The sequence below is a fragment of the Comamonas sp. 17RB genome, from assembly GCF_030056555.1.
Lineage (GTDB): Bacteria > Pseudomonadota > Gammaproteobacteria > Burkholderiales > Burkholderiaceae_C > Comamonas > Comamonas terrigena.
Window position 1 is genome coordinate 141993 of sequence record NZ_JASHHY010000003.1, and the last position, 13062, is coordinate 155054.

The following is a 13062-nucleotide window of genomic DNA, read 5'->3' on the forward strand; positions in this document are numbered from 1 at the left end:
CCACCAGGGCCAGGCCCTGGTGGTCTACCGCAGCTGTGAGATGTAGCGGGCCGGCGACTGGCCCAGTGCTTTCTTGAACATGGTGATGAACGCAGTGACGGAGTCGTAGCCCAGCGTGCTCGCCACGTCCTGGACCGCCAGCCCTGAAGAAAGGCTGCGCACCGCCACGATAAGGTGGAACTGCTGCCGCCAGCGGCCAAAGGTCAGCCCGGTCTCCCGCACCACAAGCCGGGCGAGCGACCGCTCGCTCATGGCCAGGCGCGCCGCCCACTCCGGCAGTGTGGTGCGGTCGGCAGGGTCCACGGACAGTGCATCCGCGATGTGCCGCAGCTTGGGGTGCCCGGAAATCGGCAAGTGCAGTTGCTCGACCGGGGACAGTGCCACCTGCTCCAGCAGTACCGAGACCAGGCGGCCCGTCGCATCGTCCGGTTCGTATGCGCCGCCTTGCGCGGCAAGCAGCCGGATCATTTCGCGCACGACAGGACTCACGGCCAGCGTGCAGCATTCCGACGGCATGGCGACTGCGCCGGGCTCGATGAACAGAAAGTAGATCTGCGCATTCTCGGTGGCGCGGTTGCTGTGCGGCATGCCACCCGGTATCCAGACCGCATGCTGCGGCGGGACCATCCACAGGGCCTTGGGCACCTCGCAGGTCACCCCTCCGCGTGCAGCCAGCACCAGCTGCCCCTTTCGATGGAAATGCACCGGCTGCTCGGCATCGTGGTCTTCCACCTCCAGCAGCAGGGCGTTCGCCGGGCGGTCGTCGGTGTCCGGATCGAAGCCGCACAGGGCCTGGGTGAGTTTGGAGGAAGTTGGCATGATTTAGAGATGGATTGTCACTGCTTCCATATCAAGTCAATCGCCAACTTTTTAGAGTCGAGGTCATTCCCAAGGACATTGCATGACTTCACTGACTCACCAGCGCGCCGGCACCCGTGCGGTGCTGCTTATCGGCATTCTTCTCATCGCAGCCAACCTGCGCGCACCGGTCACCGGCCTACCCCCCGTTCTCGGCCTGGTCCGGGACAGCTTTGTGCTCAGCACTACGGCGGCTGGCGCCCTGACGACACTGCCTTTGCTGGCTTTTGCGCTGCTGTCCCCTTTCAGCGCGCGTTTTGCCCAGTCATACGGGCTGGAGCGGACCTTGTTCGCTGCGCTGCTCGCCATTGCAGCCGGAATTGCGCTGCGCTCCACGGGTGCGGCATGGACGCTGTATGCGGGAACGGCCGTCATCGGCATGGGCATTGCGGTGAGCAACGTCCTTCTGCCCAGCCTGGTGAAGCGGGATTTTTCAAGCAGCATTGCTAGCGTCACCGGTGCCTTTGCGCTGGCCATGGGCGTGGTGGCAGCGCTGGCCTCCATCGCGGTGGTGCCGTTGGCAACCGTGTGGGGCTGGCAACCGGCGCTGCTTGCCTTTCTGGTGCTTCCCCTTGCGGCGCTGGCGATGTGGCTGCCCCAGCTTCGTTCCCGCACGCAGCCGGCCGCCACTACCGCCACCCCGCCCCACGGCAAAAAAATGTGGCACTCCGCCCTGGCCTGGCAGGTAACGCTGTATCTGGGCCTGAACTCGACCATCTACTACATCGTCATCGGCTGGTTGCCCCTGATCCTGACCGATGCCGGCCTGTCCGCAGAGCAGGCTGGTTCCCTGCACGGGGTGATGCAACTGGCAACGGCCGTCCCGGGCCTGCTGCTCGGTCCCGTTCTGCGACGGCTCCAGGACCAGCGCTTTGCGGCCGCCAGCGTCGCCGCACTGTCTGGCGTGGCGCTGATGGGATTCCAGCTTGCGCCGCAGTTCGCCTTCGCCTGGGCCACATTGTTCGGGCTGGGCGCAGGGGCGCATTTCATCCTTGGGCTGGCCTTTATCGGCATGCGCACGCAGAACGCCCACCAGGCAGCGTCGCTGTCAGGCATGGCGCAGTGCGTGGGCTATCTGCTGGCTGCTGTGGGGCCTATGGCGGCAGGCTGGCTCCACGACCTGCTCGGCGGGTGGCAGATCCCCTTGCTCGCGTGCGCCGTTCTGGCCTTCACCGCTGCCGTGGTGGGTATCTTTGCGGGACGCAACGTACACACCGACGCGTGACGCGTGTTTCCGCCCTGTGATGCACCCACATGCGCGTACATCACATGACGGCGGTGGGCCAAGGGCAGCCCCCGCGAAAGGCCTCTCACTGCCTACCCCACGTCCCACCGCGCAAGCTCGGGCCTGTAGGGCGGCGGCCTGCGCTGCCGCGAAAGCGGCCTCTGCGCTGTCAACTTCAGCCGCGAACGCCCGCAACGAGCGACAAACGGCGAGCAAGTCGCTCGCTGCGGCAATGGATCGGCGCACACCTGCCACCACCGAGTGGGTCACAGGCGTGCTTTTTGCTGCGTGACTCCGCAGCCGTGCCGGCAAGATCACGTAGCAAAGGCCACGACAGCGGCGGGTCAACGAGCCTAGTCTGCAGCTCGCCATGCGAGCGGCCTCGGGCATCTTCTCCCCACGTCCGGCCCAATCCCTTACTTTCTCCCGGCAGACCGCCCCACATGACATGCCTGAGCACCCGCATCCTGCGACAATCCGCCTCGCGCGAAGCCCGCCCGCGCTGATACATCCATCTCGTCCATGGTTCTCGACCCCTTCACCCTGCTCGTCCTCACTTCGGCCATGGCAGCCGCCTCGGCGATGTACCTGGCCGCGGAATGGAGCAGCGTGCGCGAACGCTCGCTGCTGCTCTGGAGCGGGGGGTTTGCCGTCATCTCCGTGGGCTGCGTGCTGGCCCTGCTGCGCTCCCGCGGCTATGTGCTGTTCGGCATCTGGTTCCCCAATGGCCTGCTGATCTCCGCCCACTGGCTGTTCCTGGCCGGCGTTGCCAGCTGCACACGCACCCGGCTGTCGCGCGCCTGGTGGCTGCTGGTCGTCGTCTGGCTGGCCATGCTGTTTCTGCCCGACCGGCCCTGGTGGTCCAAGGCGATGATGGGGACCCAATCGCTGCTCATCGCCGTCATCAGCTTGCGCGCCGGCCTGCTGCTGCGCCCGCAGGGTGGCACGCTGAGCGTGGGTGCCGCGCAGCTTCGCTTCGTCCTGCTGACGCACGGTCTGTTCTACCTCGCCAAGGCCGGGTCGGTCGTAGCGCCGGACGCCTTCATCAACCTGAACAATTTCCGGGGCGAGGTGATTGTGGTCTCGCTGGTGGAAGGCGTGATGGCGATCATGCTGCTTGCGATGTCCATGACAGGCACCGAACGCCATCGCCGCGAGGAGCGTATCGCGGAAATTGCCGCCCGCGACCCGTTGACCGCCCTAGACAACCGCCGCGCACTCTATCTGCGCGCACCGGAGTTGCTGGCGAAAGCGTCGCCGGCCAGCCCCGGCGCGCTGCTGTTGATCGACATCGACCACTTCAAGCAGGTCAACGACCTGCACGGTCACGATGCCGGCGACCGCCTGCTGGTCACCCTGAGCGACCTCATCCGCAGCGTGCTGCCCCACGGCGCACTGGCCGCACGGCTGGGCGGGGACGAGTTCGTGATTCTGCTGCGCAACGTCTCCGGCCCAGCCGCGCAGGCGCTGGGCCAGGGCCTGCGCGAATCGTTTGCGCAACAAGCGCGCACCATGTTTGAAACACCGGAGCCCGTGTCCCTGAGCATCGGTGCCACCTTGTTCGAGCAGCCCGACAAGGAGCTGTCGCACTGGCTCAAGCGGGCCGACCAAGCCCTTTACGCATCAAAGCGCAAGGGACGGGATCGGATGGAGCTCGTCCGGGCAGTCCCCGTCATGACCCCCTAGCGCTTGGCGGGCGCTGGCGTCGCGGACCAGCGGTCCCGCACTCTCAGCAGCGCCCCCATGATCGGCTCCGTGGTGCGCCCGATGCGAGCGCACCTCTCCTCGCCTTGAATAGCTCAGAGCCTGGCCGAACTGCGACAGCGGCAGCCACAGCCCGGCCCACAGCAGACTTCAGCGCTTGCCATCCGGCTGCAGTGCAGGGAGGCTGCTGCTGCCCGGCCCCGCAAGCTGCCGTTGACAGGCCACCGCCATGCCCAAGAGCACCAGCAGCACCGGCACAAAGGCTCCAGCCCCCCAGCGCACGATCAGCAGTCCGCCCACCAAGCCGCCACCGGCGATGGCCGTGTTCCACGTCGTCACCAGCAGGGACTGGGCCAGATCCACCTGCTCCCCCGCTACGTGTGCCAGCGAGGTCTGGAACAAGGTGGCGGAGCCGCCAAAGGCAAATCCCCAGACGGCCAATGCCGCCAGGGCCATGGACGCACCTCCCCAGCTCACTCCCAGCATCAGCACGGCGCCGCAAAACAGCAGAATGCTCGCCATCGAAAGGCGGTACAGATGCCGGTCTACATACAGCCCCGTCAGCCAGATGCCGGGCAATGCAGCCACCCCAAAGACCAGCAAGGCCAGGTCGATGCGGACAGGCACTCCATTGGCCGCCAGAAAAGGCGCGATGTAGGTGTAGAGGATGTTGTGGGCCAGCACATAGAACAGCACCACCATCAGCACCGCCGCCACGCCGGGCGTGCGCAGCACCGCGGCCATGGGCATGCGCTGGCGCTGGGCCTGCCCCGGAAAATCCGGCAGGCGCAGCCCCATCCAGACCCACAGCAGCAACGCCAACACGCTGGCCAGGCCAAAGCACCAGCGCCAGCCCAGGGCCAGACCCAGCCAGCCCCCGGCGGGAACGCCCAGCGACAATGCCAGCGGCGTGCCGACCATGGCCACGGCGATGGCACGGCCACGGAACTGCGGCGCCACCAGGCGGGTGGCGTAGCCCGCCAGCAGCGCCCACAGCAGCCCGGCGGCCATGCCGGCCACCACGCGTGCCACCATGGTCAGGGTAAAACTGCCCGACAGCGCAGTCACACTGTTGGCCAGCGCAAACCCCAGCACCGCCGCCATCAGCAGCGGACGCCGGCGCATGCTGCGCGTTGCCGTCACCAGCGGGATGGCTGCCACTAGCGAACCCACGGCATAGGCGGTCACGGTCTGGCCGATCCAGGCTTGCGACACTCCCAGATCCCCCGCCATCTGCGGCAGCAGCGCGGCAGGCAAGGCTTCGGTCAGGATGGTGATGAACGCGCCCATGCTCAAGGCCAACAGACTGGCCCAGGGCAGACGATTTTCCAAAGCTGAAGATGTCATGCTTGCAGGCCCTGGTAGACCGCGTCCCGCAGGTCGGTGACAAAGCGCCCCGACATGCCCTCGTACAAGGTGTTGGTCATGGCCACCACGGTCAGGCCCCGGGGCCGGTCCACCCACCAGGCATGGCCATAGGCGCCGCCCCAGCGCCAGGTACCCGGGGATTCGGGTGACTGGGCCAGTGCCGGATCACGCAACACGGAAAAGCCCAGGCCAAACCCCAGGCCGGGGCCGGCCGCCAGTTCCTGCCCCTGTGTCTGGTCCCGCCCCATCTCGACAATCAGGTGCTCGGGCATCCAGCCGCCCTGGCCGGTGCGCAAGGCCTCCAGCAGGTACAGCAAATCATCGGCCGTGCCCACCATGCCGGCGCCGCCAGAAGGAAATGCGCTGGCATCCAAGGCACGCGCCGGGCTGTAGGGAATGCCCACGGTCCCCTCGAACGGCGCCACCACCTCACCCTCCTGCAAGCGGTGGGGTGCTGGACTGCCGTTGACATAGGCCGTCGCCAGGCGCGCCGTATCCCGGCAGACAAAGCCGGCATCGGCCATGCCCAGGGGGCGCGTCACCAGTGCCTCCACGGCCTGTGGCAAGGCCATGCGGCACACCGCCTCCACCACGCCACCCAGCACATCCACCGCCAGGGAATAGCCCCAAGCCGTGCCCGGCGCATACAGCAGCGGCACGCTGGCAATGCGGCGCAGGTTCTCTCCCAGATCGATCCCGCTGGCATCCATGCCATCGGACACCCCGGCTTGGGCGTACGCGCCCTGCCCGTTGGGCTCCAGAAAACGGTAGCCCAGGCCTGCAGTGTGGCTCAGCAACTGGCGCACCGTGATGCACGCTTCGCGGCCATCCGGCAAGCGTGGGCGAAAGTCCTGCAGCCAGGCCGTGATGGGGTCGTCCAGGGCCACCCGCCCCTGGGCCACCAGCCGCAGCACGGCGGCGCTGACCACCGGCTTGCTGGCCGAAGCCCAGCGGAACACCGCATCCTGCGCCATCGCAAGCGGGGCTTCACGGTCGGCCCAGCCTGCGGCCATGCGGCACAGCGCCTGACCGTGCTGGTAGACCAGTACCACCGCGCCCACCAGGCGCTGGTCTGCCAGGGCGCTGTGCACGGCGTGTGCCACCTGCGCCTCCAGCCCGGAAATGGAATGCCGCGCGCCGGTGGCGGGCGGGCAAAAAAGTGAAAAAGTCATCGGATCGCTGCTCTCTTTGCTCAGACACCGTGACCTTATGGGACCGGCTATCCCAGAAAAAGTAGGATAGAGTTCCACACATCCAGGACATATATGTCCGCAATCTAGCGGTGCACGCAGCGGCACTCGCAGCAACGCATCGATAGATTCATTCAGAGACACAGGCCAGGACACATGGACAGCCTCAACGCATTTGTGGTGTTTGTGCAGGTTGCCGAAACCCGCAGCTTCGTTGCGGCCGGCCGCCTGCTGGGGGTCTCCGCTTCCGCCGTGGGCAAGAGCGTGGCGCGCCTGGAAGAGAAGCTGGGCGTGCGCCTGTTCCATCGCAGCACCCGCAGCATCACCCCCACGGCCGAAGGCCTGCTGCTGCTGGAGCGCAGCCGGCGCATCCTGGCCGAGATCGAAGCGGCCCAGACGGAACTGTCCCAGGCCTCGTCGGCCCCACGGGGGCGGCTGCGGGTCAGCCTGCCGCTGGTTAGCACCCTGGTTCTGCCGGTGCTGGCCGATTTCATGCGGGAGTATCCGGAGATCCAGTTGGACCTGGATTTTTCAGACCGCCTGGTCGACGTGATCGATGAAGGTTTCGATGCCGTGGTCCGCACCGGAGAGCCCGCCGATTCCCGGCTGACGGCACGCAAGCTCGGCCATTTCCAGATGGTGCTGGTCGCGTCGCCCCAGTACCTGGCCGCACACGGCACACCGCGCAATGTGCAGGATCTGCAGTCCCACCGCTGCCTGCATTTCCGCTGGCCCCACAGCGGCAAGTTGGAGGCATGGCCGCTTCCGCCGGGCGCAGACGGCGAGCCCCCTACGGTCCCCGTCTCCATGGTCTGCAACAACATCGAGACCCGCGCCTGCTTCGCCCTGCAGGGGCGCGGCATTGCCTGCCTGCCGGACTTCGCCATCCGCGAGCCACTGGCCGACGGGCGACTGGTGCGCGTCATGCCCGGGCAGGCGCAACGCGAAGGGGTCTTTCACATCCTGTGGCCTGCGGGCAGGCATGTCGCACCCAAGGTCCGGGCCCTGGTGGACTACCTGTGCGCCCGGGTGTTGGTGTTCAACTGATGCGCCCGGCTGGACGCTACTGCACCCCAGCGGTGGCGTTTCAGCGCCTTGCATGGACCTGCCCCTGCAAGGCAGTCCGCCCGGAGACCAACCTAAGCCACCCTGGACCAGAACTCCAGCCGCACACTGTCTGGCTCGATCAAGGCCAGGTAGTCCTGGCAGGCAGGTGCAAACGGCCCCTGCCCCCACTTACCGCACAGGTCTCTGGCGCGTTCCGCATCGCTGGCCAGCACCACGTCCGCATACAGCCCCGTACTGTTGCGCACCACCATGTGTTCAATGAAGCCCGGCTCGTGGTCATAAAGTCCACGCGCCATCTGGCTGGCGGCTTGCGCCAGGCTGTGTTCCGTAGCCCCGGGCACCAGGGTGAACAGCGAAAACTCCAGCCCACCGATCCCAGGGTGCGCAGCATGCACGGGGCGGTCCTCCCATATCGGCGTCCCCAGACCGATCGGGCGCACCACGGACAGCAGGCCGAAGTAGTCGCGGCAGGCAGGCGTAGTTCGGGCGGCTTCCATGGCCTTGGAGGCCGCCTCTGCATCCTGCCAGAAGACCAGATCCGCATAGTGCTCTGGCCCCAAGGCCAGCAGCTGGCGTGACCGATAGCCCGGCTGCAGACTGAGGAATCGGGTTTGCATGGTCTGGGCGGCCAGCACCAGCTGCGCCTCGGTTACGTGGGGATGGATGTGGAACTCGGCCCATTCGACAAAAGACATTTTTTTATCCATGAAGGTTCAACGAAGCCCACATCGTCGAAGGATTGCTGCCACATGCTGGCACCCAATCCAGCGATGATCCGCGGTATGACTTCTTCTTCACTCCAGGCGCGCGTCTCCCGGCTGGAAACCTTGTCGGCCTGCCTGTCGGATGGTGAAGTGCACGGCATCGACACCCTGGCCGCGCAGCTCCATGTCAGCAAACGCACGCTGTTCCGCGATCTCGCCGTGCTGCGGGAACAGGGCTGGGAACTGGAAAGTGCATCTGGCAAAGGCGGAGGCATCCGCATTCTTCGGCACTGGCCGTCCGGGCGCATGAGCTTGCGCACCGAAGATGCGGTGGAGCTTTTGCTCTCGCTCGCCCTGGCCGAATCGATGGGACTATCCCCACTCGGAAAGCACGAAGCGCTGCGACGGCAGTTCGCGCGCTGCTTTGCGCCCGCAGACCGGGATCTGATTGCACGGCTGCGCAAGCGCATCCGCACGGCGTCACCGGTCTCGCTGGCCACTCAAAGCACGGCACAAACCATCCCTCCAGACATCCGCAGCCACGTCTACGGAGCGTTCGCCCAACAGCAGGTGCTGGCATTCACCTATGTGGATGGCCAGGGAAAAGAGAGTGAGCGTGTTGTGGAGCCCCAATGTCTGCTGCTGGCATGGCCCTATTGGTTTTTGCTGGTATGGGACCGCCAGCGCGAGGAGATACGCACCTTCCGGCTGGACCGCATGCGCAGCGCCCACCCCTTGCCGGAGCGCTTTGCATTGCGCCCTGCAGCCGCCTTCTGGCAGGCCTGCAATGAAGTGGGAGTATCGTTGTAGAACACTTCGGCCCATGGCCTTCGCACATGCGGTCCTGCACCGCACCGTGCAAATGCACCATCCCCATCACACCGTGCGCCATGCACAGGCCCGGGAAACGATCAGGTTCAGGGCGCAAACGCAAACTCCATCACCCTGCGGGAGCCATGCATCAGCATGTCGAAATGGTCGTGGTCGCGTGCCACCACGGTGGTCACGCTGGCATCCGGGTTGGCGGCAGCCAGTGCGGCTCCAGCCCTGCGCACATGGTCGACGATGGCGCGTTGGTTCAGATGCTCCTGCCGTGCAGCGGGCACCGGTGTCGCAGGGTATTGCTCGTCCTCCCCGACCGTCAGTACTACCTTGGTTCCAGCCCCGGCGTTGATCTGCGCGCTGCTTGCCAGTCTGCGTGCCAGCAGCGCCTCGCTGAACCAGAGCGAAGGGCTGGCCGCCCAGTAGCGCTGGAAATGCCGGGAATCCGTGAGCAAGGTATCCACCGTGAAGAGCCCGCCGTACGAGAACCCGAACAGCGTGTTGGCCAGGGGGTTCAGCGGAAATTGCTGGGCGATCCGCGGGCGCAATTCTTCAACCAGGAATCGGCGGAATGCGGCAGCGCCGCCAAAGCAGGGGGAAAGGCGATCGCCGGTTGCCGCATCGGGCACCGGGGTGTAGTCACGGGCACGGCCGTCAACATCGAAAGGGCTGTCGTTTGCGGAAGCAATGGCCACAATCACACCGGCCGGACGGGATGTGCGCGGCGCTTCGCGGCGGCTTCCCTGGCGGGAGTCATCCGCATGGGGCCGGACAAAGCTGGTCAGCGGATAGCTGGCATTGCCGTCCAGCATCCACAGCAACGGGTAGCCGCCGGCAGGTGGCGGTGCGTGCGGCAAACCCACCTGAATGACATAGCGTGCGCCGGTGTGGCGCGAAGCCATCTCGAATTGCAGGGTGCCGCGCAAGGTGGCGGCACTCCAGTCGGCCGGGAACCCCTCGGCGTGTGCGCCCCAGGGCAGCAGCATGGTGGTGCAGAACAAGGCTGTGGCCAGCCGGAGCAGTCGTGACATCAGGCATTTCCATCGCCAAAAAAGCTGGCGGCAGGCCGATGATAAAGAGGCCGCGCCTACAGCCCCCTGCGGTCTCTCTGCCAACGGGCCTGCGATCACGGTGGCAGTGCAGATGCGCGCAACCGGCAGTGCCCCTGCCTCCGCTGCCGCTGCCGCCCTGCTATCGCTGCGTCGCACCGCCAACAACGGCCCGTGAATAGCTGGTCGCGGGTCAGCCGTACGGCACAAACCCGCTTTCATGCTCGTTCACACGCAGCGGCTTGCCCACAAAGGGGAACGCCCGTTGCGGGCAGGCATTGCGCTCGCAGACCTTGCAGCCCATGCCGATGGGGGTCGCCGCCTCCAGGTTGCGCAGATCCAGGCCCTTGGAATACACCAGCCGCGCCGCATGCTGCAGGTCGCAGCCCATGCCGATGGAAAAGGTCTTGCCTGGCGCCCCCCAGCCGTGCCCGGCCCGGCTGATGGTGCGGGCAATCCAGAGGTAGACCCGCCCGTCGGGCATGCTGGCCAGCTGGGGCACGATGCGGCCCGGCTGGGTGAAGGCCTCGTACACCACCCACAGCGGGCAGGTGCCCCCGGTCTTGGAGAAGTGGAAATGCGTGGCCGACTGCCGCTTGCTGATGTTGCCGGCCCGGTCCACCCGGATGAAGAAGAACGGCACACCCGGCGCCTCCGCCCGCTGCAAGGTGGAAAGCCGGTGGCACACCGTCTCGAACCCCACACCAAAGCGGCGGGCCAGCAGATCCACGTCGTACTGCAGGCTTTCGGCGGCCTGCAGAAACTCCCCATACGGCAGCACAAAGGCACCGGCCACGTAGTTGGCCAGGCCCATGCGGGCCAGGCGGCGCGTGGCATCGTCCTGCCAGTGGGTGGACTTCAGCGCGTCCTCGATCAACGCATCAAACTCCAGCAGTGCCAGTTGCGTGGCCAGCTGAAAGGCCTGCTGGGCCGGCCGCAGCTGCGGCGCGACGTAGAGGGTGCGCGTGGCGGCATCAAAGCGCCGGTGGCTGTGCGCTCCCCCCTGGCTGCCGCGCAGCACCAGTACCTGGTGCCGGGCCTGCAGCCGGAACTGCAGCCACTCCTGCAGGCTGCCGCCCTGCTCGCCGGTCTGCTCCCGGGCCTGGGTGGCCAGGGTTTCGGCCGCACGGTCCAGCGCATCGAAGTGGTTGCGGTGCGCAAAGAAAAAATCACGCACCGCTTCAAACGGCATCTGGCGCGGCGGCTCGGCCAGCAGCGCACTGGTGCTGCCGCCCCCTTCCGCCAGCTCCGACCGGCCATCGCCCAGGCGGGCCGTCAGCGCTTCCAGCCGCTCGACATCGGCCACATGGCGCTGGTGCATGGCCAGCAGCGCCTGCGCCAGCTGCGGCAGCCGGGACGCGACCTCGCGCAGCTCGGGCAGGGGCACGGCCGCTTCGGGCTGGGGCATGGCCGCCAGCGCATCGCGCAACTGGGCCAGCAACCGGGCTTCCTCGTCTTCCGAGAACTGCTGGATGTCCACCCCCAGCACCTTGTGGATCTTCAGCAGCACTGCCACCGTCAGCGGTCGCTGGTCCTGTTCGATCTGGTTCAGATAGCTCGGCGACAGCCCCAGCGCCTGGGCCAGCGCCGCCTGCGTCATGCCGCGTTCGGCGCGCAGGCTGCGCAGCCGCACGCCCATGAAGGTCTTGGCCATGGTTCCTTTCTCCCTGTGCTGGTGCCAGCCTGAAATGCATGGCCTTGGTGAACTACACAAATTCGCAAACTTCGCAAAACCGCGCAATTTACTTCGCAATTATTCGCCAATTCAGGCCTACCACCGTGCCAAGCAAATGCGTAGATTGCGAAGTATGGCAGATCACAGGCGCCTTCAGCACTGGATCTGCCTGCCCCATATTTCAGGAGACCTGCATGAGCACCGTGGCCCCCATCCCCACCCCACCCGCCGCTGCGGCTGCCCCAGCCGCGTTCAAACCCAAGAAGTCCGTGGCCCTCTCCGGCGTCACTGCCGGCAACACGGCGCTGTGCACGGTGGGCAAGACCGGCAACGATCTGCACTACCGTGGCTATGACATTCTGGACATTGCCGAAGTCTGCGAGTTTGAGGAAATCGCCCACCTGCTGGTGCACGGCAAGCTGCCCACGCGTGCCGAACTCAAGGCCTACAAGACGCGGCTCAAGGCACTGCGCGGTCTGCCCACCAGCGTGAAGCTGGCACTGGAACAATTGCCCGCCGCCAGCCACCCCATGGATGTGATGCGCACCGGTGTCTCGGCGCTGGGCTGCGCCCTGCCCGAGAAGGACGACCACAACCTGCCCGGCGCACGCGACATTGCCGACCGCCTGATGGCCTCGCTGGGCAGCATGCTGCTGTACTGGTACCACTTCAGCAATTCGGGCCGCCGCATCGAGGTGGAGACCGACGACGACTCCATCGGCGGTCACTTCCTGCACCTGCTGCACGGCACCAGCCCTTCCGAAAGCTGGGTGCGCGCCATGCACACCTCGCTCAATCTGTATGCCGAGCATGAATTCAATGCCTCCACCTTCACCGCCCGCGTGGTGGCTGGCACGGGCAGCGATATGTATTCCGCCATCACCGGCGCCATCGGCGCGCTGCGCGGCCCCAAGCATGGCGGGGCGAACGAAGTCGCCTTTGAGATCCAGAAGCGCTACGACAACGCCGACGAAGCCGAAGCCGACATCCGCCGCAGGGTGGACGCCAAGGAAGTGGTCATCGGCTTCGGCCACCCCGTCTACACCGTGAGCGATCCGCGCAATGTGATCATCAAGGGCGTGGCCCACAGGCTCTCCGAAGAAGCAGGCAGCACCAAGATGTACGACATTGCCGCGCGCCTGGAATCGGTGATGTGGGAGGTGAAGAACATGTTCCCCAACCTCGACTGGTTCAGTGCCGTCAGCTACCACATGATGGGTGTGCCCACGGCCATGTTCACCCCGCTGTTCGTGATCGCCCGCACCAGCGGCTGGGCAGCCCACATCATCGAACAGCGCCAGGACAACAAGATCATCCGCCCCAGCGCCCACTACACCGGCCCGGACGATCTGCAGTTTGTCCCCATCGACGAGCGGCGATAAGCCCCGCACCCGGCGCG

General features: G+C 66.2%; 11 protein-coding genes. 5 read left to right on the plus strand and 6 right to left on the minus strand.

Annotation, left to right across the window (positions count from 1 at the left end):
- Nucleotides 1-24: 24 nt before the first annotated feature.
- A complete protein-coding gene (locus QM470_RS06905) occupies nt 25-819 on the minus strand; it encodes an AraC family transcriptional regulator (RefSeq protein WP_283338694.1) in 795 nt (264 codons plus the stop codon).
- Nucleotides 820-940: 121 nt separating this feature from the next.
- On the opposite strand from QM470_RS06905, the gene QM470_RS06910 reads away from it, so the two are divergent.
- A complete protein-coding gene (locus QM470_RS06910) occupies nt 941-2083 on the plus strand; it encodes an MFS transporter (protein WP_283338695.1) in 1143 nt (380 codons plus the stop codon).
- A 522-nt stretch (nt 2084-2605) separates the two neighbouring features.
- Nucleotides 2606-3769, plus strand: coding sequence for a GGDEF domain-containing protein (locus tag QM470_RS06915; protein WP_283338696.1), 1164 nt, complete (start codon nt 2606-2608; stop codon nt 3767-3769).
- A 168-nt stretch (nt 3770-3937) separates the two neighbouring features.
- Here QM470_RS06915 and QM470_RS06920 read toward each other — a convergent pair whose 3' ends face one another.
- Entirely contained in the window at nt 3938-5134 is a 1197-nt protein-coding gene (locus QM470_RS06920) for an MFS transporter (RefSeq protein ID WP_283338697.1), read from the minus strand.
- Nucleotides 5131-6327, minus strand: coding sequence for a serine hydrolase domain-containing protein (locus QM470_RS06925; protein ID WP_283338698.1), 1197 nt, complete (start codon nt 6325-6327; stop codon nt 5131-5133). Before QM470_RS06925 ends, QM470_RS06920 begins: the two co-directional genes overlap by 4 nt.
- A gap of 174 nt (nt 6328-6501) precedes the next feature.
- On the opposite strand from QM470_RS06925, the gene QM470_RS06930 reads away from it, so the two are divergent.
- Nucleotides 6502-7392 carry a LysR family transcriptional regulator gene (locus tag QM470_RS06930; RefSeq protein ID WP_283338699.1) on the plus strand — a complete coding sequence of 297 codons (891 nt, stop codon included), beginning with the start codon at nt 6502-6504 and terminating at the stop codon, nt 7390-7392.
- Nucleotides 7393-7484: 92 nt separating this feature from the next.
- Here QM470_RS06930 and QM470_RS06935 read toward each other — a convergent pair whose 3' ends face one another.
- Complete coding sequence (locus QM470_RS06935; RefSeq protein WP_283338700.1) at nt 7485-8108, minus strand: hypothetical protein; 624 nt, start codon at nt 8106-8108, stop codon at nt 7485-7487.
- Between the two features lie 54 nt (nt 8109-8162).
- Between QM470_RS06935 and QM470_RS06940 the strand changes: the two genes are divergently transcribed.
- The gene (locus QM470_RS06940) at nt 8163-8927 is read left to right on the plus strand and encodes a helix-turn-helix transcriptional regulator (protein ID WP_283338701.1); all 765 of its coding nucleotides are present in this window, start codon (nt 8163-8165) and stop codon (nt 8925-8927) included.
- A 107-nt stretch (nt 8928-9034) separates the two neighbouring features.
- On the opposite strand, the gene QM470_RS06945 is transcribed toward QM470_RS06940, so the two are convergent.
- Nucleotides 9035-9970 carry an alpha/beta hydrolase gene (locus QM470_RS06945; protein WP_283338702.1) on the minus strand — a complete coding sequence of 312 codons (936 nt, stop codon included), beginning with the start codon at nt 9968-9970 and terminating at the stop codon, nt 9035-9037.
- 211 nt (nt 9971-10181) lie between these two features.
- Complete coding sequence (locus tag QM470_RS06950) at nt 10182-11642, minus strand: short-chain fatty acyl-CoA regulator family protein (protein ID WP_283338703.1); 1461 nt, start codon at nt 11640-11642, stop codon at nt 10182-10184.
- Nucleotides 11643-11857: 215 nt separating this feature from the next.
- Here QM470_RS06950 and prpC point away from each other — a divergent pair, with 215 nt between their 5' ends.
- On the plus strand, nt 11858-13045 hold the full coding sequence (gene prpC / locus QM470_RS06955; RefSeq protein ID WP_283338704.1) for a bifunctional 2-methylcitrate synthase/citrate synthase: 1188 nt from the start codon (nt 11858-11860) through the stop codon (nt 13043-13045).
- Nucleotides 13046-13062 lie beyond the last annotated feature (17 nt).

Bases quoted from the DNA above. Each gene is read 5' to 3' on its own strand.
- QM470_RS06925 (WP_283338698.1), bottom strand. From the start codon at position 6,327: ATGACTTTTTCACTTTTTTGCCCGCCCGCCACCGGCGCGCGGCATTCC.
- QM470_RS06945 (WP_283338702.1), bottom strand. From the start codon at position 9,970: ATGTCACGACTGCTCCGGCTGGCCACAGCCTTGTTCTGCACCACCATG.
- prpC (WP_283338704.1), top strand. From the start codon at position 11,858: ATGAGCACCGTGGCCCCCATCCCCACCCCACCCGCCGCTGCGGCTGCC.
- QM470_RS06935 (WP_283338700.1), bottom strand. From the start codon at position 8,108: ATGTCTTTTGTCGAATGGGCCGAGTTCCACATCCATCCCCACGTAACC.
- QM470_RS06915 (WP_283338696.1), top strand. From the start codon at position 2,606: ATGGTTCTCGACCCCTTCACCCTGCTCGTCCTCACTTCGGCCATGGCA.
- QM470_RS06930 (WP_283338699.1), top strand. From the start codon at position 6,502: ATGGACAGCCTCAACGCATTTGTGGTGTTTGTGCAGGTTGCCGAAACC.
- QM470_RS06905 (WP_283338694.1), bottom strand. From the start codon at position 819: ATGCCAACTTCCTCCAAACTCACCCAGGCCCTGTGCGGCTTCGATCCG.
- QM470_RS06940 (WP_283338701.1), top strand. From the start codon at position 8,163: ATGCTGGCACCCAATCCAGCGATGATCCGCGGTATGACTTCTTCTTCA.
- QM470_RS06920 (WP_283338697.1), bottom strand. From the start codon at position 5,134: ATGACATCTTCAGCTTTGGAAAATCGTCTGCCCTGGGCCAGTCTGTTG.
- QM470_RS06950 (WP_283338703.1), bottom strand. From the start codon at position 11,642: ATGGCCAAGACCTTCATGGGCGTGCGGCTGCGCAGCCTGCGCGCCGAA.